The 18,944-nt window shown below is 68.9% G+C and carries 20 protein-coding genes; 12 read left to right on the plus strand and 8 right to left on the minus strand.

The features are described 5' to 3' along the window. Nucleotides 1-484 (plus strand): zinc-binding dehydrogenase (locus tag QOC69_RS05655; RefSeq protein ID WP_526437239.1); only part of this gene is annotated, 484 nt, incomplete at its 5' end. 133 nt (nt 485-617) lie between these two features. Here QOC69_RS05655 and QOC69_RS05660 read toward each other — a convergent pair. The 3 genes from QOC69_RS05660 to QOC69_RS05670 form a co-directional block, all read right to left on the minus strand. Then, nucleotides 618-1,265 (minus strand): GPP34 family phosphoprotein, encoded by a 648-nt coding sequence (locus tag QOC69_RS05660; protein ID WP_526437241.1) that lies wholly within the window; start codon nt 1,263-1,265, stop codon nt 618-620. Between the two features lie 289 nt (nt 1,266-1,554). Then, a complete protein-coding gene (locus tag QOC69_RS05665; RefSeq protein WP_526437277.1) occupies nt 1,555-2,703 on the minus strand; it encodes a C40 family peptidase in 1,149 nt (382 codons plus the stop codon). Between the two features lie 2 nt (nt 2,704-2,705). After that, on the minus strand, nt 2,706-3,044 hold the full coding sequence (locus QOC69_RS05670) for a hypothetical protein (RefSeq protein WP_526437243.1): 339 nt from the start codon (nt 3,042-3,044) through the stop codon (nt 2,706-2,708). A 14-nt stretch (nt 3,045-3,058) separates the two neighbouring features. Between QOC69_RS05670 and upp the strand changes: the two genes are divergently transcribed. The 5 genes from upp to QOC69_RS05695 all read left to right on the plus strand — a co-directional run bounded on the left by upp (nt 3,059) and on the right by QOC69_RS05695 (nt 6,293). Further along, nucleotides 3,059-3,682, plus strand: a complete 624-nt coding sequence (upp, locus tag QOC69_RS05675; protein WP_526437245.1) for a uracil phosphoribosyltransferase — start codon at nt 3,059-3,061, stop codon at nt 3,680-3,682. A 91-nt stretch (nt 3,683-3,773) separates the two neighbouring features. Continuing rightward, entirely contained in the window at nt 3,774-4,097 is a 324-nt protein-coding gene (locus tag QOC69_RS05680) for a WXG100 family type VII secretion target (protein WP_526437247.1), read from the plus strand. Nucleotides 4,098-4,107: 10 nt separating this feature from the next. Next, nucleotides 4,108-5,523, plus strand: a complete 1,416-nt coding sequence (locus QOC69_RS05685; RefSeq protein WP_526437249.1) for an Rv0964c family protein — start codon at nt 4,108-4,110, stop codon at nt 5,521-5,523. A gap of 141 nt (nt 5,524-5,664) precedes the next feature. After that, entirely contained in the window at nt 5,665-5,943 is a 279-nt protein-coding gene (locus QOC69_RS05690) for a hypothetical protein (RefSeq protein ID WP_526437251.1), read from the plus strand. 20 nt (nt 5,944-5,963) lie between these two features. Then, nucleotides 5,964-6,293, plus strand: a complete 330-nt coding sequence (locus QOC69_RS05695; protein ID WP_526437253.1) for a hypothetical protein — start codon at nt 5,964-5,966, stop codon at nt 6,291-6,293. Nucleotides 6,294-6,298: 5 nt separating this feature from the next. On the opposite strand, the gene QOC69_RS05700 is transcribed toward QOC69_RS05695, so the two are convergent. Both QOC69_RS05700 and QOC69_RS05705 read right to left on the minus strand, forming a co-directional pair. Then, nucleotides 6,299-7,813: a phospho-sugar mutase gene (locus tag QOC69_RS05700; RefSeq protein WP_526437255.1), complete on the minus strand. Its 1,515-nt coding sequence runs from the start codon at nt 7,811-7,813 to the stop codon at nt 6,299-6,301. Nucleotides 7,814-7,817: 4 nt separating this feature from the next. Then, on the minus strand, nt 7,818-8,267 hold the full coding sequence (locus tag QOC69_RS05705) for a MarR family winged helix-turn-helix transcriptional regulator (RefSeq protein WP_526437257.1): 450 nt from the start codon (nt 8,265-8,267) through the stop codon (nt 7,818-7,820). 28 nt (nt 8,268-8,295) lie between these two features. Between QOC69_RS05705 and QOC69_RS05710 the strand changes: the two genes are divergently transcribed. Continuing rightward, nucleotides 8,296-9,444 carry an AbrB family protein gene (locus QOC69_RS05710; RefSeq protein ID WP_526437259.1) on the plus strand — a complete coding sequence of 383 codons (1,149 nt, stop codon included), beginning with the start codon at nt 8,296-8,298 and terminating at the stop codon, nt 9,442-9,444. On the opposite strand, the gene QOC69_RS05715 is transcribed toward QOC69_RS05710, so the two are convergent. Next, complete coding sequence (locus tag QOC69_RS05715) at nt 9,390-10,193, minus strand: purine-nucleoside phosphorylase (protein ID WP_526437261.1); 804 nt, start codon at nt 10,191-10,193, stop codon at nt 9,390-9,392. The two genes, QOC69_RS05710 and QOC69_RS05715, sit on opposite strands and share 55 nt — an antisense overlap. 124 nt (nt 10,194-10,317) lie before the next feature. Here QOC69_RS05715 and QOC69_RS05720 point away from each other — a divergent pair, with 124 nt between their 5' ends. Together QOC69_RS05720 and QOC69_RS05725 are read left to right on the plus strand one after the other, a co-directional pair. Then, on the plus strand, nt 10,318-11,493 hold the full coding sequence (locus QOC69_RS05720; protein WP_526437263.1) for an amidohydrolase: 1,176 nt from the start codon (nt 10,318-10,320) through the stop codon (nt 11,491-11,493). Further along, nucleotides 11,490-12,659 carry an amidohydrolase gene (locus tag QOC69_RS05725; RefSeq protein ID WP_526437265.1) on the plus strand — a complete coding sequence of 390 codons (1,170 nt, stop codon included), beginning with the start codon at nt 11,490-11,492 and terminating at the stop codon, nt 12,657-12,659. The genes QOC69_RS05720 and QOC69_RS05725 overlap by 4 nt, the downstream gene beginning before the upstream one ends. 93 nt (nt 12,660-12,752) lie before the next feature. Here QOC69_RS05725 and QOC69_RS05730 read toward each other — a convergent pair whose 3' ends face one another. Further along, nucleotides 12,753-13,226, minus strand: coding sequence for a gamma-glutamylcyclotransferase family protein (locus QOC69_RS05730; protein WP_526437267.1), 474 nt, complete (start codon nt 13,224-13,226; stop codon nt 12,753-12,755). Between the two features lie 102 nt (nt 13,227-13,328). Here QOC69_RS05730 and QOC69_RS05735 point away from each other — a divergent pair, with 102 nt between their 5' ends. The 3 genes from QOC69_RS05735 to QOC69_RS05745 are packed head-to-tail and all read left to right on the plus strand — an operon-like array spanning nt 13,329 to nt 17,505. Further along, on the plus strand, nt 13,329-14,744 hold the full coding sequence (locus QOC69_RS05735) for an NAD(P)H-quinone dehydrogenase (protein WP_526437269.1): 1,416 nt from the start codon (nt 13,329-13,331) through the stop codon (nt 14,742-14,744). Between the two features lie 59 nt (nt 14,745-14,803). Beyond that, a complete protein-coding gene (locus tag QOC69_RS05740) occupies nt 14,804-16,549 on the plus strand; it encodes a glycerol-3-phosphate dehydrogenase/oxidase (protein ID WP_526437271.1) in 1,746 nt (581 codons plus the stop codon). Beyond that, a complete protein-coding gene (locus tag QOC69_RS05745) occupies nt 16,546-17,505 on the plus strand; it encodes a pseudouridine synthase (protein WP_526437273.1) in 960 nt (319 codons plus the stop codon). The genes QOC69_RS05740 and QOC69_RS05745 overlap by 4 nt, the downstream gene beginning before the upstream one ends. Here QOC69_RS05745 and QOC69_RS05750 read toward each other — a convergent pair. Then, nucleotides 17,426-18,944, minus strand: a 1,519-nt coding sequence (locus QOC69_RS05750; protein WP_526437275.1) for a glycoside hydrolase family 2 protein, incomplete at its 5' end; no start/stop codon positions are given. The two genes, QOC69_RS05745 and QOC69_RS05750, sit on opposite strands and share 80 nt — an antisense overlap.

The following is an 18,944-nucleotide window of genomic DNA, read 5'->3' on the forward strand; positions in this document are numbered from 1 at the left end:
CACCCCGGCAGCGCTTGCCCTGGCGAGGGACTTGGGTGCCGAGCACACGGTCCTCGCCGAGGGGGGCGAGCGAAGCGACGGGGGGAAGCAGGGGAGTGACGTCCCTGCCCAGGTGCATGACCTCACCGGCGGGGGCAGCCACGTCGCGGTCGATGCGGTCGGTACCCCGGCCACCTGTGCGGCCGCTATCCACAGTCTGCGGCGGCGCGGACGCCACGTGCAGGTGGGACTTCTGCCCGGCGTTGGCGGGCACCCTGCGGTGCCGATGGACCGGGTGATCGCCTGGGAACTGGATGTTCTCGGCAGTCACGGCATGGCCAGCGTGGACTATCCCGACATGTTGCGTCTGGTCGAAGCAGGCACGTTGCGCCCGCAGGCGCTGGTCGAGCGCATCGTCGGGCTGGCCGAAGGCGCCCGTCTACTCCCGTCGGTCGACACCGCCTCTCCCGTCGGCGTCACCCTCATCGACCCGCGGCTCCCCTGACGACTCCGAAGCGTTCCAGTGCTCAGGGGTTCAGGTGCGGACACTCGTGCCGTCGGCCTCCCCGATAAGGACGCCCGAGGCTGCCGATGCGCCATGTTTGAACAGATCATCCGGTGCAACACTGGCCTGACGGCTAATGGCGGAGCGTATTTCTGCGCTCATCCTCGAGAAGGGTTTGGATTGCCTGGTGCAGTCCGAGAATTGGTTCGATGGCCGCCAAAGTCATCTGCCGCAGCTCCTGCCGGTATTTCGAGCTCTCCTTGAAGCTGAGTACGGTGGGCATCTGCCCGAGGATGCCGAGCATCCCCACGGCGAGTGGCCGCGGTTCAGCCTGAAGGCCATTGATGGCGTTGTGAAGCGCCCCGGACACTCGGTCCGACAGGCCGCTGACCATGTCTTCGTCGTAGACCGCGAGGCGAGCGGGAATGACCCCGAGGATCGGGCGCCGCTGCACGTGTAGCCAACCGGTGGCTTGGAGCTGGTCGCGCACGTCCCGGGACGCACCCCCCGGGCTCTCGGCAATCAAGTCGGCCCAGCCCAGTTTCGAGGCGCCGATCAGCTCGAACGCTGCGCGCAGTACTGGATCACCGGGGCCCGCAGAACTCGATCGGTACGGCTTGCCCCCTTTGTCCTGCAGATAGCCGGTCAGGTAAAGGTCGGCCAGCATGGCGGCGCGCAGGGCGAAGCTGAAAAGCGCATGGTGGTAAATGCCGAATCGGTGGCGATTGCGGTCGTAGGCCAGCAGGTAGAGCTGGCCGTGGAGCGTCTGCGGTAGGTCCACCGGGCGTCTCCTTCGGGAGTTGTGAGCGAAGGCGCTTCCGGGCCAACGGTTCTCATCGCGCTGAGGTCACGGTGACGGTTCACTAGTGGCCACTCGATTGTGCGGCGACCGCCGGTTACTACGGTAAACCGCAAACTCGAAATTGGCGGTCGCCGCGGCGAGCGACTTGACCAACGCGGTAAGGCTCGAACGGCGTGCCCCAAGCAACCAACCCTCGAAGTGCGTGCAGCGCGCTAAATCATTGGCCGCGCCGACGCGATCCGGCGAGATCGCCCCGTAGGCGGCTAGCTCAGGCCGTCGGCCGCCAGAACCCCTGAAACCCCTGACCCGCGTTGGTGGTTCGGATCGGAGACAGCTGGACGGGATCGCCCGCCTCGATCATCAGCCCGCTGCCGACGATCATCGCGACGTGGCCGTCCCACACGGCGAGGTCGCCCGGCCGCAGCGACCCCCGGTCGACCCCGGCGCCGACGTCCTGTTCCTGCGCCAGCCGCGGAAGGTCGAGGCCCGCTTCGTGGTAGGCCCACTGGGTCAGGCCGCTGCAGTCCAGCCCGACACCCGGCGTGGTGCCACCCCAGTCGTACGGCACGCCGAGTTGGGTCAGCGCATGCCGGACGGCGCTGGCCGCGACGGCGTTCGGCGCGGTCGCGGTGCTGCCGTCGGGCAGGGTCACCCCGACCCCACTGCCGAACTCGGTCGGGTCGGACAGCTCCCTTGTGGGGGCGCTCGTGTCGGTGTCGGACCAGCCGCCTTGGGCGGACGGGAACGGCGCGCCGGATGGCGACCCGCCGCTGGACGCCTCGACGCCCGAACTGCCGGCGCCCGACCTTCCGAGACCCGAACTACCGAGACCCGAACTTCCGAGACCCGTACCGCCCGCCCAGCCCGGCACCGCGGCGGTGGGCGTGGTCGCTGCGGGCATCGTCGGCGCGGCCGACCCCGGGGGTGCGGTCACCGCCGCGGCCTGGGCGTCCAACTCGGCGCGCAGTTCGTCGACCACCGCGACGGCCTCGTCCAGTGCCCGGCGCGCCTCGTCGATCAGCGACTCCGCGGCGCCCGGCGCCTCCAGGTCGGCTTCGAGTGCTGCGGCGCGCGCCTCGAACTCGTCGATGATGGTGCGTAGCCGGGCTCGTGCTCGGGCTACCGCGTCGGCCGCGTTCGCCGTCGTCGCTCCCAGGTGATCGGCGCGGATCGCCAGTGCATCGACCGCGGTGACCGTCGCGTGGGTGAACTCGGATGCGGCGTCGGCACCGGCGCCCGCCCACTGGCCGGCGGCGTCATTCCAGGCCCGTCGGCCGGCAGCGGACACGTCGTTAAGCGCGTCGCGCACGTCCGCGAGCACGGTGGCCGGGCCGCCGTCTCCCGACCAGCCCGGTCCGACAAGCGCCTGCACCTCGCGGATGGGCGCCGCCAGTGCCGAGACCAGGGAACTGGGCACCGTCACCCCCCGACGGCGGTGATCGACTGGCCCACGCGAAGCTCGGCGCCGCCGTACGCGGCGGCCGTGGTCTCGGCGGTGCGGCCGGCGACGGCGACGCTTTCACCGAGGCGAGCCAGGACGCTCGACTCGCGGGCGATCGCCTCGGTCAGCGCTGCGAGGAACCGTGCACCAACGGGACCGAACGCCTCCGCGCACGCCGGCCCCGCAGCCGACCGCAACGTGGTGGCGACGGCATCGAGGTCGGCGGCCTGACGGGACTGGGCGGCGCCGAGGGCGCGGATCACGGCGATGTCGGCGAGCACGACGTTATGACGCCCGTCGACACGTCCCGGTTCCACTAGGGTTCGAGCGCATGGACGTACGCGTTGTCGATCACCCGTTGGCCGCGGCGCGGCTGACCACGCTGCGCGACGAGCGCACCGACAACGCCGCGTTCCGGGCCGCGTTGTGCGACCTGACGCTGATGCTCGTCTACGAGGCCACCCGCGATGCCGCCAGCGAGCCCGTGCCGATCCGCACACCGATGGCCGACACCATCGGCTCGCGACTGGCCAACCCGCCGCTGCTGGTGCCGGTGCTGCGCGCGGGCCTCGGGATGGTCGACAAGGCGCACGTACTGATCCCCGAGGCGAAGGTCGGGTTCGTCGGCGTCGCCCGCAACGAGGAAACCCATCAGCCCACACCGTATCTGGAGTCGCTGCCGGACGACCTCAGCACGCAGCCGGTGATGGTGCTCGACCCGATGCTGGCCACCGGAGGCTCGATGGCGCACACCATCGGACTGCTGCACGCCCGCCGGGCCGCCGACATCACCGCGGTCTGCGTGGTCTGCGCGCCGGAAGGCATTGCCGCACTTGAGAAAGTGGCGCCCGACCTACGGCTCTACACCGCGGCGATCGACGACGGGCTCAACGACATCGCCTACATCGTGCCGGGGCTCGGCGACGCCGGGGACCGTCAGTTCGGCCCGCGCTGACTCGCTAGGGGAGAGACTGCCGTAGGAAGGGGTGCTCCGGCGCGGTTACGCTTTGTTCGTAAAGCATGCCGTGCAGCCTTGGGAGTGCCGAATGCCGAAACTAGTGCGCGTTGATCCCGTTGCCGTTCAGCAGACCGGTGACTCGGTCGACACGACGGCTGACGTCTTGCGTGCGAAGCATGCCGCGGCCCATGAGAGCATCGGCGCCGCGCATTCGGGCTGGATCGGCGCCAGTCAAGCAGCGCTTACGGCCCAGATGGCGCGGTGGGAGGAAGAGTCGGCAAGCCACTACACGGAGCTCGTCGGCCACGCGCACGACTTGCGCTCGTCGGCCTTTGCATACGCCAAGGCCGACGAAGACGGGCGACGTCACGTCGAAACAGCGGCCGAGGGCATTGATGCGATGGGTCTCTAGGTTGTGATCCGTGACATTGTCGTTGGAGGACGTTCAGCGTTGGGATCCTCAACAGATCGACCAGGTGGCGAGCGCCGCGGCGGAGCGGGCGCGTACCAGTAGGGACCAGGCGCGTGAACTCTCCAATCTCCCCGTGTTTACCGATTGGGATGGGGATGCGTCGGAAGCGGCCAAGTCGGCGCTGAGTCAGACCCGCACCAAACTGGAACTGTCGGCGCAGGAGGCGTTCTCGGTGGCGATGGGCGCGCAGCGTGCTTCGGGCGACGTCACCATGGTCAAGAACGAACTACGCGGGTTCCTCGACTATGCCGCAGCGCCACCCACGGTCGAAATCGACACGGCGACGAGCACTGTAATTCCACCGGACACCAGCGGGTGGGAACGTGAGTACGTGGGGGCGGTGGCGGCCAAGGTCGTCGACCTTCAGGAGCGGATCGTCGCGATCCTCAGTCTCGCCGAGCAGGTCGATGCCGAACTGGCGCAGGTGCTCAACGCCGCCACGGGGGGACCGACGGTTCCCGATCCGTCGCCGTCGGAGACCCCATCCCGAGACGACCTCGCACGCGTGCGTGCTTCGGCCGATGCGTTCGAACAGGTCTTTGGCCGGCCGCCAACCAGCCCAACCGACTGGGCCACCGCGGAGGCGTTGAACCCCATTAGTTTCGACCCGCTCTATCAGGGCACGCCGCCCGAGATCCGGGTCGTCAAGATCAATCCCGTGCCTGGGCAGGGCGTCGTTCGGGCATCCGAGTACATCCAGCAGCGCGATGTTACGAGCTGGCCTCCGCCGGCGCGGGATTTCGGAAACAACCGGCTCGCGAACCCCAACTTCGATCCTGAGAACTCAAAGGTCACCACGTACATCGACTACGAGAACGGCATCGTTGTCATGCGGCAGAACCCGTCGGTCGAACTCACCGATCAGGGTGGGCCTGGAGAGGTGAGAGTCGGTGTCCCCGAGGCGGTGGTATCGCAGACCGAGGGCGGAGCGGTCCGCATCCAGTACGACGCCGGGAATCCTTTCGTCCCTGACATTCTCGCCAATCCGCCGAGTCCGATGGACGGGCAGGCGCCAACGGTGAATGGCGACCTCGTCTTCACCCCGACCGACGGAGGCATCCGCGTCGACGGGACTCGCACCGATTACCCCTCCCTGGAGGTGTATCAGGACATGCCGACCGGCTCCACACGCACCGTGCTGATCGACGCGGCGGAATCGGGTCGCTCTTTGGGGCCTGCCATGAACCTTCCGTTCCATCACGACGTTGGCCGCGGCGGAAGTGCGTTCGAGCCCTTCAACTTCGGCGGCGGATGGAATCCGCAATACGACGTGCGCATGCCACTGGCGCCGACCGAGCTCGGTCCGGTGTCCAGTGTCCCGTCTATCCCGCCGCGTCCGTTACCCGCGGGCACTAATCAGTTCTGACATGTGGCCGAAGTGCCGAGCTGCCAATCCGGCGTCGTCAGCGCAGCGGTTAGACTCGCGTTTCACGAAAGTTTCGTCGCGACCGGAGAACCCTGGGGGACACGAACGTTGCCATCCGAAGTCGGCTCAGCGTCGAGGCCGGTGAGTCGGCATGGGCAGGCAGGCTTCGTGGCGGCCGTGGCCAACGTCGCGGTGCTGAACCTGCCATTGTGGTTCTTCGCCATTTGGGCCTGGTGGGGGTTCCTGTACCTGGTTCCGTTCCTCGTCGTCGACATGTTGGCTTCGGTACTGCTGACATTCCGTCCGGGTGCGGCTGGCCAAATTGGTCGCGGAATGCTGATCGGATGCCTATCTGTGCTCGTGTCGGCGGCGGTCCTGGCCTGCGCGCTCGCTTTGCATCATCTCCTCGACCCACACTGATCCCTGGGAGAGTCAACTAAATGGACATGCGATCGGGTCGGCGGCTAACTGACCTCGACACCCGGGGGTGGTGCGCGGCCACCTGGACGACAACGCTGGTCGCGCCGCTGTTCGCGGGACTCGCATTGGGCTTGCTCTGGTTGTCCAGCCGATGGCCATCAATGACGTCGCATAAGCCGTTGTGGTTCTTCGCCGCTGCTCTCGTCGTCGGCCTTGTCGCGTTCCCCAGTGTCCTGCTGCTGTGGCGATCACCCTCCGCACGGCTCAGCGGAATGGCAGTGGGCACTGCGGGCGCAGCGGCGATCGTGTTCGTGGGGGTGGCACTGATCGGGCTGTTGTACGCGAGCTGAGCCGGTCACCAGCGTGCAGCGCGCAAAAGTTCGTCCTGCACTGCGAACGCACGGACCCGGACGGCGTCCAGGTCCGCCTCTGGTGCGCAACGAACTTCGAAGTACCACTTGACCTTCGGCTCGGTGCCCGAAGGCCTGACGACGACCCGAATGGACGTGTCGGCGTCGCCGCCAGACAGGATGACGGCGTCGGTGCCGAGCTGCCCGCGGCGAATCGACAGGTCGTCGACCGTGACGTCGAAGCCGGCCAGCCGGGTGGGCGGTTCGGCGCGCAGCCGCGCCATCACCGTCGCGTCGGCAGGCATGGACACCGCGGCCGTCGCGTGCACGCCGTGCGCGCGGGCCAATCCGTCGAGCGCGTCGAGCAGCGTGCGGCCGTCGTGGCGCAGGGCGACGACGAGGTCGCACACCAGTACGGCAGCGGTGATGCCGTCCTTGTCGCGCACCGCGGCCGGATCGACGCAGTGCCCGATCGCCTCCTCGTAGGCGTAGACCAGCGTGGTGCCGGGCAACCCGGCATCCGCGCGTGCCAGCCACTTGAAACCCGTCAGGGTCTCGACGTGCAGGGCGCCGTGGCTCGCGGCGATCGCGGCCAGCATGCGCGAGGACACCACCGTGCTGGCCACCACGCTGGCGGCCATCACGTCGCCCGGGTCGGTCTGCGACAGCACGTAATCGCCCAGTAGCCAACCGGTTTCGTCGCCGGAGAGCATGCGCCAGCCGGCCGGCGTCGGTACCGCCACTGCACACCGGTCGGCATCGGGATCGAGTGCGATCGCGACGTCGGCGCCGACCTTGGCGGCCAGGGCGAGCAGCAGGTCGGTGGCGCCGGGCTCCTCTGGGTTGGGGAACGCGACGGTGGGGAAGTCGGGATCGGGCGCGAACTGCTCGTCGACGGTGTGGACGTCGGTGATGCCTGCCGCGCGCAGCACGTGCAGCGCGACCTCGCCGCCTACGCCGTGCATCGGGGTGAGTGCCACCCGCAGGTCGCCCGTCGTCCGGCGCACCGTGACGGCGCGCCGCACGTAGTCGTGCACGAGGTCGGTGTCCACCGGTGACACCTCCGTCCGGGCGATGTCGGCGGGCGCGCTCGCCATGGCCGTTTCGATGTCGCGGTCGGTCGGGGGGACGATCTGCAGGCCGCCGTCGAGGTAGACCTTGTAGCCGTTGTCGGCAGGCGGGTTGTGTGACGCCGTGATCTGCACCCCCGCCGCCGCGCGCAGGTGCCGCACTGCGAACGCCACCACCGGCGTCGGCGCCGCATCGGGTAGCAGCACGACGGAGAAGCCTTCTGCGGCAAGCACTTCGGCGGTGGCCATGGCGAAGTCGTCGGACTGGTGCCGCGCATCGCGGCCCACCACGACGGTCGAGCCGCCCAGGCTTCGATCCCTGAGCACCTTGGCCAGTGCCCACGTCGCCCTGGTCACGGTCTCGACGTTCATGCCGCCGGGGCCGTCGCGCATCGGGCCTCGCAACCCGGCCGTGCCGAAGGTCAGGGGCGGCAGGGAGGGGTCGGCCATGTCGTCATTGTGCAAGCCGGGTGTCGGCGTCGGCGACCTTTCGGAGCACGGGTGCGACGAGCAACAACAGGTCGAACTCCAAATCGCTCAACGTTTCCCGCATCGCCGCGTCCAGCCATGCATCGCGATCGGCCCGGTCCCTGTCCAGCAGGGCCGATCCGTCGGACGTGACCTCGATCAGTTGGCGGCGGCGGTCGTCGCGGTCGGGGCGGCGCGACAGCAGCCCGCGCGCCTCCAACACGTTGATGCTGTCGGTGAGGGACTGCACCCGCACCTGCAGGCGGTTGGCCAGTTCGGCGGGGGTGATGACGCCGGCGCGGCTGGACTCGCCAAGCACCTCGAACTGGCTAAGTGTCAGGCCGTTGTCGGGCCGGTGGCGGCGCATCTGTCGGGCGAGGGCCATCATGGACTCACGGAGCTCGGTGGCACGTGTGGTGCTGACATCCAGACTCATCACCAAGTTATACCTTGGTATTAGTGTGATGGGCATCAGTTTGAGATCTTGTTTTAGCAAGGGCATACTTGTCTTCGTGCTGCGATGGATGCTCTTGGTGGTGATCACGGTCGCCGTCACGGTGCCGCTGACCATCGTTGGCGTGCCCTCGGCGGCGCTGTTCGCGGGGCTGCTCGTCGGCATGGTGCTCGCCTTGCTGTCGTTCGCCCCGGACCGCGTCCCCCGCAAGGCCGGTGTCGCCGCGCAGGGCGTGCTGGGCGTCTACATCGGCACGATGGTGCACCGCGACGCGCTCACGGCGCTGGGCGCGGACTGGCCGATCGTGCTCGGGGTCGCCGTTGCCACGCTGGTACTGAGCATCATCGCCGGCGCGCTGCTCGGACTGCACCGCGACGTCAGCCCGCTCACCGGAGCGCTCGCATTGGTCGCTGGCGGCGCGTCCGGCCTGGTCGCGATCGCCAGGGAACTCGGCGGCGACGACCGCGTGGTCGCCGTCGTGCAGTACCTGCGCGTCGGGCTGATCACCGCGTCGATGCCGGTCGTGGTCACCCTCGTGTTCCACGCCGAGAAGACCGCACACCTCGCCACGCCCGTCCAAACCAATTCGGCGCCTTGGTATCTCAGTGTGGGGATGATCATCGTCATCGTGCTGGTCGGCGCGACGGTCGGCCGGCTCATCCGACTACCCGGCGCCGGGTTGCTCGGCCCGATGACACTCACCATCGCGTTGCAGCTCACCGGGTTGTCGTTCGGGCTGTCGGTACCGCTCGCGCTGGTGCAGGCCGGCTACGCCGTGATCGGCTGGCAGGCCGGTGTCGCGTTCACCAGGAAGGCCATCCGAGCCATCGGGCGAGCACTGCCCGCCGCGCTCGGGCTGATCATCTTCCTCAACGTCGCCTGCGCGGGACTGGGCGTGCTGTTGGCCCACATGACCGGGATCAGCCCGCTCGAGGGTTACCTGGCCACCAGCCCCGGTGGCGTCTACGCGGTGCTGGCGACGGCCGTCGAGACCGGTTCCAACGTCACGTTCATCATTGCCGCGCAGGTGGTGCGGGTGCTGCTCATGCTGTTCGCCGCGCCGCTGATGGCCCGCGGTTTCGTCGCGCTGACCAAGCGGTTCGCCTACAGGCGGGCGAGCACGTCGGCCAGCAGGGAACCCATCCGCGTCGCCGACTGACGACCCGCCTCCAGCACCTCGGTGTGGCTGAGCGGCTGCCCCGTCATGCCGGCGGCCAGGTTCGTCACCAGCGAGATGCCCAGCACCTCGGCTCCTGCGGCCCGCGCCGCGATCGTCTCGTGCACCGTCGACATGCCGACCAGGTCGGCGCCCAGCGTGCGCAGCATCCGGATCTCGGCGGGCGTCTCGTAGTGCGGCCCTGGCAGTCCGGCGTAGACGCCCTCGGCCAAGGTCGGATCGACGTCGCGGGCCAGCGCCCGCAGCCCCGGCGCGTACGCGTCGACCAGGTCGACGAACTGCGCGCCGACCAACGGCGAGCGCGCCGTCAGGTTGAGGTGGTCGCTGATCAGCACCGGCTGGCCCACCGTGAAGTCCTGCCGCAACCCACCCGCGGCGTTGGTCAGCACGACCGTGCGGGCACCCGCGGCGCAGGCCGTGCGCACGGGGTGCACGACGTGGCGCAGGTCGTGGCCCTCGTAGGCGTGGACTCGGCCGAGCAGCACCAGCACCCGCCTGTCGCCGACGGAGACCACCAGCACCCGACCCCCGTGCCCCGCCGCGGTGGGCGGGGTGAACCCGGGCAGATCGGCCATTGCGACGACGGCGGACGGCTCGCCGAGTTCCGCGGCGGCGGGCGCCCATCCCGAGCCGAGGACCACGGCGACGTCGAAGGATTCCACGCCGGTGCGCGCCAGGAGTTCGGCGGCGGCCGCGTCGGCGGTGGCCTGCGGATCGGTCGCACCAGTCACGAGAAGGAAGCCTACGTCGGGCGTTGACTGAGCAACCAGTGCGACGAAGTGCGAGTGGCGATGACCACCAGCGCTACCTCAACGCGACGAAGTGGGCACCAGCCAGCGGTGAGATACTGCCAGGATGCCCACCGCCACCGCGTCGACGACCGTCGAGGACGTAGTCCAGCGACGTCGTGGCGATTTGATCGAGTTGTCGCACTCGATCCACGCCGAGCCCGAGCTCGCCTTCGTTGAACACCGCAGCTGCGCCAAGACGCAGGCCCTGGTCGCCGAGCGGGGTTTCGAGATCATCGCTGCGCCCGGCGGGTTGGACACCGCGTTCCGCGCCGACTACGGCAGCGGGTCGCTGGTCGTCGGCATCTGCGCCGAGTACGACGCGCTGCCAGGGATCGGCCATGCCTGCGGGCACAACATCATCGCGGCGTCCGCGGTCGGGGCGGCGCTGGCGCTGGCCGACGTCGCCGACGAGCTTGACCTGACGGTCGTGCTGCTCGGCACGCCGGCAGAGGAGGCCGGTGGCGGCAAGGCGCTGATGCTGCAGGCTGGCACGTTCGACGACATCGCCGCGACGGTGATGCTGCACGCAGGGCCGCTCGACATCGCCCGCGCGCGGTCGTTGGCGTTATCGCAGGTCGCGGTCGGATACCTGGGTCGAGAGGCGCACGCCGCCGTCGCGCCGTATCTGGGCCTGAACGCCGCGGACGCGATCACCGTGGCCCAGGTGGCGATCGGGCTGCTGCGGCAGCAGTTGGCGCCGGGGCAGATGGTGCACGGCATCGTCACCGACGGCGGACAGGCGACGAACGTCATTCCGGCACACGCGGCGATGGAATACACGATGCGCGCCAACGACGCCTGGTCGCTGCGCGAGCTCGAGGGCAGGATGTCGGACTGCTTCCTGGCGGGCGCGGTGGCCACGGGCTGCGAATTCCAGGTCTCCGAGACCGAGCCGTCCTACCTCGAGCTGACCCCCGACCAGTGGCTGGCCGACGTCTTCCGCGCCGAGATGGTGCGGATGGGCCGGACTCCGGTCGCCGTGGAGGCCGAGGCCGCGCTGCCGCTGGGCAGCACCGACATGGGCAACGTCACGCAGGTGATGCCCGGCATCCACCCGATCGTGGGCATCGATGCCAACGGCGCATCGATCCACCAGCCCGGATTCGCCGCGGCCGCGGCGGGACCGAGTGCCGACAAGGCCGTCGTCGAGGGGGCCATCATGCTGGCGCGCACGGTCGTCGCCCTGGCCGAGACGCCCACCGAGCGGGACCGGGTACTGCGACTTCAGGCGGCGCGATGAGCCTGCAGGAGTACACCGAGGCGTGGCTGTCCGGCCACTTCGACGACCTGGTGGTGTGGCGCAGACACATCCACGCCAACCCCGAGTTGGGCCGCCAGGAGTTCGCGACCACGCAGTTCGTCGCGTCGCACCTGGCCGACGCCGGCCTGAACCCGAAGGTGCTGCCCGGCGGCACCGGGCTGACCTGCGACTTCGGCCCCGAACACGGCCCGCGGGTGGCGCTGCGCGCCGACATGGACGCGCTGCCGATGACCGAGCGGACCGGCGCGCCCTACGCGTCGCTGATGCCCGGCGTCACGCACGCCTGCGGCCACGACGGGCACACGTCGGTACTGCTGGGCGCGGCGCTGGCGCTGGCCTCGGTGCCCGAGCTGCCGGTCGGCGTGCGGCTGATCTTCCAGCCCGCCGAGGAGCTGATGCCCGGCGGCGCCATCGACGCCATCGCGGCGGGTGCGCTGAACGGCGTGTCGCGGATCTTCGCGCTGCACTGCGATCCCCGGCTCGAAGTCGGCAAGGTGGCGGTGACCGCGGGTCCGATCACGTCGGCGGCCGATCAGGTCGATATCACGCTGCACTCGCCGGGCGGACACACCTCGCGGCCGCACCTCACCGGTGATCTGGTCTACGCGCTGGGCACCCTGATCACCGGTGTCCCCGGCGTGCTGTCGCGGCGGGTCGACCCGCGAGACAGCACCGTCATGGTGTGGGGCGCGGTGAACGCCGGGGTGGCCGCCAACGCCATCCCACAGTCCGGCGCGGTGGCAGGCACCATCCGCACGGCCAGCCGCGAGGCCTGGGTGGCGATGGAATTGCTTGTCCGCGAAATCGTTTCGTCGTTGATGGCGCCACTGAACGTCGAGTACACCGTGCAGTACCGACGCGGCGTGCCGCCGGTGGTCAACGAGGCGGTGTCGACGCGCATCCTGACCCACGCCATCGAGGCGGTCGGGCCCGACGTGCTGACCGATACCCGTCAGTCCGGTGGCGGCGAGGACTTCTCCTGGTATCTGGAGGACGTGCCAGGCGCGATGGCCCGCCTCGGCGTCTGGTCGGGCCGTGGGCCGCAGCTGGACCTGCACCAGCCGACGTTCGACCTGGACGAGCGGGCACTGGCCGTGGGGGTGCGGGTGATGACCAACATCGTGGAGCAGTCCGCGCTGCTGTAGCTCCCGACTCCCGCTGGAGCTCGACACTGCGGTTACGGCGTTCGCCACTCGCACTTTTGCGCCCTGTGCGCAGTGTCGACGCCGAAGTCGGCGCTAGGTGCCAGGGCCGACGTTGCCCGCAGGGCGGGTACGCAGGTCGTGCACGTATTCCGATGGCGCACCGGCGATCTCGGCGGCCTCGGCCATCACGCCGAGGTAGCGCGCCGACGGTATGCCGCCCTCCCATGCGTCGAGGACGTACAGCCAGGCCAGTACCGGCTCCTTGCTGGTGTCCGACGACAGCCGGTGCACGCGGCAGCGGATCTTCTTGTGGAAGCCGAGCTCCGAACCCTCCCAGCGGTCCAGGTTGGCCTCGTCCTCCTTGGTCATGTCGTAGAGGACCACGAACACCTTCGAGTCGGGGTCCTCGACCAGCGTGGCGAGCGCGCCTTCCCAGCTGAGGTCCTCACCGCCGAACGTCAACCGCCAGCCGTGCAACCAGCCCGTACCTGCCATCGGCGAATGAGGAGCACGCTGCAGCATCTGCTCCGGATGCATGTTCGATCCGTAGGCGGCGTAGATCGGCACGGGGGCAAGCCTAAGGCTTGGGGTCGTTGGTTCGGCGGGCAGGAGCGAAGCGACTTGGGGATTGGTTCGGCGGGCAACGCCCCTCTTGGCTAAGTTGGCCACGTGGTTACCCGCATTGCGATCATCGGTGGCGGGCCCGCCGGGTACGAAGCCGCACTGGTGGCGGCCGGTCGAGGCCCGGACGTCGCGCAGATCACGGTCATCGACAGCGACGGCATCGGCGGGGCGTGCGTGTTGTGGGACTGCGTGCCGTCCAAGACGTTCATCGCCTCGACGGGTGTGCGCACCGAACTGCGCCGGGCCGACGGGCTGGGCTTCGACATCGCGATCGAGGACGCCAAGATCTCGCTGTCGCAGATCCACAACCGGGTGAAGACCCTCGCTCGCTCACAGTCGGCGGACATCGGTGCGCAACTACTCAACCGGGGAGTGAGCATCGTGCACGGCCGCGGCGAGTTGGTCGACGACGTCCCGGGGATGGCACATCACCGGGTGAAGGTCACCACGACCGACGGCAAGGTCGGCGTGCTCAAGGCCGACGTCGTACTCATCGCCACCGGTGCCAGCCCGCGCGTGCTGCCCAACGCCAGGCCCGACGGCGAGCGCATCCTGAACTGGCGCCAGCTCTACGACCTCACCGAGCTGCCCGAACACCTGGTCATCGTGGGATCGGGCGTGACGGGCGCGGAGTTCTGCAACGCGTACACCGAGCTGGGCGTGAGAGTCACCGTGGTGGCCAGCCGCGATCAGATCCTGCCCCACGAGGACCAAGACGCCGCGGCGGTGCTAGAGGCGACCTTCGCCGAACGCGGGGTGTCGTTGGTCAAGAACGCCCGCGCCGACTCGGTGACCCGCACCGCCGACGGGGTCAAGGTGTCGATGGCCGACGGTCGCGTCGTCGAGGGCAGCCACGCGTTGATGACCGTCGGCTCGGTGCCCAACACCGACGGGCTCGGCCTGGAGAACGTTGGCGTCGAACTCGGCCCCGGCAACTATCTGTCGGTGGACCGGGTGTCGCGCACCACGGCGTCCGGGATCTACGCGGCGGGGGACTGCACCGGTCTGCTTCCGCTGGCGTCGGTGGCGGCGATGCAGGGCCGGATCGCGATGTATCACGCTCTGGGCGAGGGTGTTTCGCCGATCCGGCTGCGCACGGTCGCCGCCGCGGTGTTCACCCGACCGGAGATCGCCGCCGTGGGAGTGCCGCAGACGGCGATCGACGACGGAACCGTCCCTGCCCGAACGATAATGCTGCCGCTCACCACCAACGCGCGCGCGAAGATGTCGCTGCTGCGCCGCGGCTTCGTCAAGATCTTCTGCCGCCCCGCGACGGGCGTGGTGATCGGCGGCGTGATCGTCGCCCCGATTGCGTCGGAATTGATCCTGCCGATCGCGCTGGCGGTGCAGAACCGGATCTCGGTGACCGACCTCGCCCAGACGTTGTCGGTGTATCCGTCACTGTCGGGGTCGATCGTCGAAGCGGCCCGCCGACTGATGGCGCACGACGACTTGGACTGAGTCCACGTAGGCTCTCAAGTAGGAACGCCTACCGACGAGTAACACTGAGGAGTCCCGGCGTGAGTGACCCGATACCCGCACCGGGCAACGGTCAGACCTTTCTAGGCCCCCAGCAGCGGGCTGCAGCCTGGGAGCGACTCGGCAACGAGCAGTTCGACGTCGTCGTGATCGGCGGCGGCGTGGTCGGCGCGGGCGCAGCCCTCGACGCCGCAACCCGCGGGCTCAAGGTGGCACTCGTCGAGGCCCGCGACTTCGCATCCGGCACGTCGAGCCGCTCGTCGAAGATGTTCCACGGCGGCCTGCGCTACCTCGAGCAACTGGAGTTCGGGCTGGTGCGCGAAGCGCTGCACGAGCGCGAACTCTCGCTGACGACCCTGGCCCCGCATCTGGTCAAGCCGCTGCCCTTCCTGTTCCCGCTGACGAAGCGCTGGTGGGAGCGACCGTACGTGGCGGCGGGCATCTTCCTCTACGACCAGCTCGGCGGCGCCAAATCCGTTCCGGCGCAGAAACACTTGTTCAAGGCCGGCGCGCTGCGGCTGGCACCCGGGTTGAAGCGCAGCTCGCTGATCGGCGGCATCCGGTACTACGACACCGTTGTCGACGACGCCCGTCACACCCTGACGGTCGCCCGCACGGCCGCGCATTACGGGGCGGTGGTGCGGTCCTCGACGCAGGTGGTGTCGCTGCTGCGCGAGGGTGACCGGGTGGTCGGCGTCCGGGCGCGCGACTCGGAGAACGGCGAGGTCACCGACGTCCGCGGGCACGTGGTGGTCAACGCCACCGGGGTGTGGACCGACGAGATCCAGGCGCTGTCGAAACAGCGGGGCCGGTTCCGCGTCCGTGCATCGAAGGGTGTGCACATCGTGGTGCCGCGCGACCGGATCGTCAGCGAGGTGGCGATCATCCTGCGCACTGATCATTCGGTGCTGTTCGTCATCCCGTGGGGGACGCACTGGATCATCGGCACCACCGACACCGACTGGAATCTGGACCTGGCCCATCCCGCGGCCACCAAGGCCGACATCGACTACATCCTCGACACCGTCAACACCGTGCTGGCCACCCCACTGACCCACGACGACATCGACGGGGTCTACGCCGGGCTGCGGCCGCTGCTGGCCGGCGAGAGCGAAGAGACTTCCAAGCTGTCGCGCGAGCACGCCGTCGCGGTCCCGGCGCCCGGGCTGGTGGCCATCGCCGGCGGCAAGTACACCACCTACCGGGTGATGGGCGAGGACGCGATCGACGCGGCCTCCGAGTACGTGCCGGCCCGCGTGGCGCCGTCGATCACCGAGAAGGTGCCGCTCATGGGCGCCGACGGCTACTTCGCGCTGATCAATCAGACCGAGCACGTCGGCGTGCACTACGGGCTGCATCCGTACCGGGTGCGCCACCTGCTGGACCGGTACGGGTCGCTGATCGGCGAGGTGCTCGCGATGGCCGAGGGCCGTCCCGACCTGTTGGCGCCCATCACCGAGGCGCCGGTGTACCTCAAGGTCGAGGCGTGGTACGCCGTGGTGGCCGAGGGCGCATTGCACCTCGAGGACATCCTGACCAGGCGGATGCGGATCGGGATCGAGTACCCGCACCGCGGCGTGGACTGCGCGCGCGAGGTCGCCGAGGTGGTCGCTCCCGTGCTGGGCTGGAGTGCCGAGGACGTCGACCGCGAGGTCGCCACGTACGCCGCACGCGTCGAAGCCGAGGTGCTGTCGCAGACTCAGCCCGACGACGAGTCGGCCGACGCCTTGCGTGCCGCCGCCCCGGAGGCACGGGCCGAGATCCTCGAGCCGGTGCCGCTGAATTGAGGCGAGCGCGCCAGGCGCCGCTGCCCGACCGTGACGGGGTCGGGCCGGCGAGGGTGCGGCTGCATGGTGGATCTGTGGCCTCCGAGCTCGCAGAGCGATTCGGGGTGGACGCCGCCGCGAAAGTGCTTGCCGGCGAGGTGGTCTGCGCCGACGGCACGATCGTGGACGACGCGACCGTGCTCCCGCCGGGCGCCCACGTCTACCTCTACCGCGATCTGCCCGACGAGATTCCGGTGCCCTTCGACGTTCCGATCCTGCACCGCGACGACGACATCGTCGTGGTCGACAAGCCGCACTTCCTGGCCACCATGCCGCGCGGTGGGCACGTCGCGCAGACGGCACTCGTCCGGTTGCGGCGCTCATTGGAGTTGCCGGAGCTCTCGCCCGCCCACCGGTTGGATCGGCTGACGGCGGGCGTGCTGCTGTTCACGGCGCTCCGCGAGGTCCGAGGCGCATATCAGGCGCTGTTCGCCGCTGGTCTCGTAGACAAGACGTACCTCGCCCGAGCGGCCGTCGACCCAGCGCTGGAGTTTCCGCTGACTCTGCGCAGTCGGATCATCAAGGAGCGCAGCCGCTTACAGGCGTTCGAGGAGCCTGGCGAACCGAACGCGGAGACGCTGATCGAACACCTCGGTGATGGTCTCTACCGGTTGAGTCCGCGCACCGGCCGCACGCACCAGCTCAGGGTGCACATGGCGTCGTTGGGCTTGCCCATCGTCGGGGACAGTCTGTACCCGGACGTGATCGACGTCGCACCCGACGACTTCTCGCGGCCGCTGCAGCTGCTGGCGCACACTCTCGAGTTCGACGACCCGATCAGCGGGTGTCGATGCGAGTTCGTCAGCAGACGGACGTTGGGCCCCGTCTCGGCCGTCGTCAACGACGGTCGGGTGGGCCCGACCCCGCGGCGATCACCGCCAGATTGCGTGCCGCCACCGTCGAAAGCGTCATCTTGACCACCCATCGGTCATAGCTCATGAACCCGTTGACCTCGTTCTCGACATCGGTCGTCTGGGTGTAGATCGCGCCCGATAGGCCGCCCTCTCGCACCAGGTCTTCCAGGACCCGGCTGACCTCGACGTACCGATCCGTCAGCCGCGCCTGGCTGTCGGTCATCTCGTAGGCTTGCGGCTTTCCCGGCCATCGGTTTCCGTTGAGCACCAACCCGAGTCCGCCGTACTCGCCGTCCACCATCACCCTGCGGTCGTTCACCGGCTGACGGCCTGGCACGTCGACGTTGTTGGCGCGCCTGCGTTCGTCGAGCGTCAGCGGAGCCCCGGGACCGACGTAGGTGTGGTCGTCGTAGACGTCGCCGGCCATGCTGTCGGGGCGTGACTTGCAGCAGTTCACCCCACTGTTCGCGTCGACCATCCGCGTCGGGTCCTCGGCCTTCACGGCGTTGACGACCCTGGCCGTGTCGAACTCTCCCCATCCCTCGTTGAACACCACCCACCCGATGATCGAGGTCACGCTGCGCAGTTGGTCCACCATCTCCGACAGCTCGCGCTCGAAGTTCTTCTTGGCCGTGGGAACCGGTTCCGGGGCAGGGCCAACGGGAATCTCGAGCGACACGTCCAGCGACGGCATGTCCTGCCACACCATCAGCCCGAGCCTGTCGGCCCAGTAATACCACCGCGCCGGTTCCACTTTCGCGTGCTTGCGAACGAAGTTCATTCCCATTGCCTTGGTCTGCTCGAGGTCGAACTTCAACGCCTCATCGGTGGGCGCGGTCAAGATCCCGTCCGGCCAGAAGCCTTGGTCGAGCGGGCCGTGAAGGAAGGTGATCGCGCCGTTCAATGCGATCCGCGGCCTGCCCTTCTCATCGTTGACGACGCCGATGGTGCGCAACCCTGCATAGCTGGAAACCTCGTCGACGACCTTTCCGACTGGGTTTAGCAGCCGGACCTTGAGGTCGTAGAGGTACGGGTCGTCCGGTGACCACAGGCGCGGGTTCGGTACCCGGACGCGCAGCGGCGTCCCCGCCGAGCCCATCACGCCCGCCATCTCCTCACCTTCGGGCTTGGAGACGACCACCTCGGCGCGCAACCTGCTCGTTCCGGAAATTCTTGGCGTGACGGTGAAACCGGTCAGGTCCGAGGTGATGTCGAGCTTCTCGATGTGCGAGGCGCGCACCGGTTCGATCCACACCGTCTGCCAGATGCCCGACGCTCCGGTGTAGAACAGCCCCTCCGGCTTGTTGCGCTGCTTGCCGACGGGGAAGGGGTTGGCCTCGTTGCGGTCCTCGACGCGGACGGTCACCTCCTGCACCGATCCGGGCCGCAGCGCAGCGGTGACGTCGGCGCTGAACTCCGTGAACCCGCCTTCGTGGAAGGCGACCTGCTTGTCGTTCACCCAGACGGTCGCGATCTGGTCGACCGCGCCGAAGTGCAACAGC

The organism is Mycobacterium sp. (assembly GCF_032162105.1).
Taxonomy (GTDB): Bacteria; Actinomycetota; Actinomycetes; order Mycobacteriales; family Mycobacteriaceae; genus Mycobacterium.

Excerpts from the sequence above, each read along its gene's own strand:
- QOC69_RS05700 (WP_526437255.1), bottom strand. The coding sequence starts at position 7,813 with ATGGCCGACCCCTCCCTGCCGCCCCTGACCTTCGGCACGGCCGGGTTG.
- QOC69_RS05695 (WP_526437253.1), top strand. The coding sequence starts at position 5,964 with ATGGACATGCGATCGGGTCGGCGGCTAACTGACCTCGACACCCGGGGG.
- QOC69_RS05710 (WP_526437259.1), top strand. The coding sequence starts at position 8,296 with ATGGGCATCAGTTTGAGATCTTGTTTTAGCAAGGGCATACTTGTCTTC.
- QOC69_RS05720 (WP_526437263.1), top strand. The coding sequence starts at position 10,318 with ATGCCCACCGCCACCGCGTCGACGACCGTCGAGGACGTAGTCCAGCGA.
- QOC69_RS05680 (WP_526437247.1), top strand. The coding sequence starts at position 3,774 with ATGCCGAAACTAGTGCGCGTTGATCCCGTTGCCGTTCAGCAGACCGGT.
- QOC69_RS05725 (WP_526437265.1), top strand. The coding sequence starts at position 11,490 with ATGAGCCTGCAGGAGTACACCGAGGCGTGGCTGTCCGGCCACTTCGAC.
- QOC69_RS05705 (WP_526437257.1), bottom strand. The coding sequence starts at position 8,267 with ATGAGTCTGGATGTCAGCACCACACGTGCCACCGAGCTCCGTGAGTCC.
- upp (WP_526437245.1), top strand. The coding sequence starts at position 3,059 with ATGGACGTACGCGTTGTCGATCACCCGTTGGCCGCGGCGCGGCTGACC.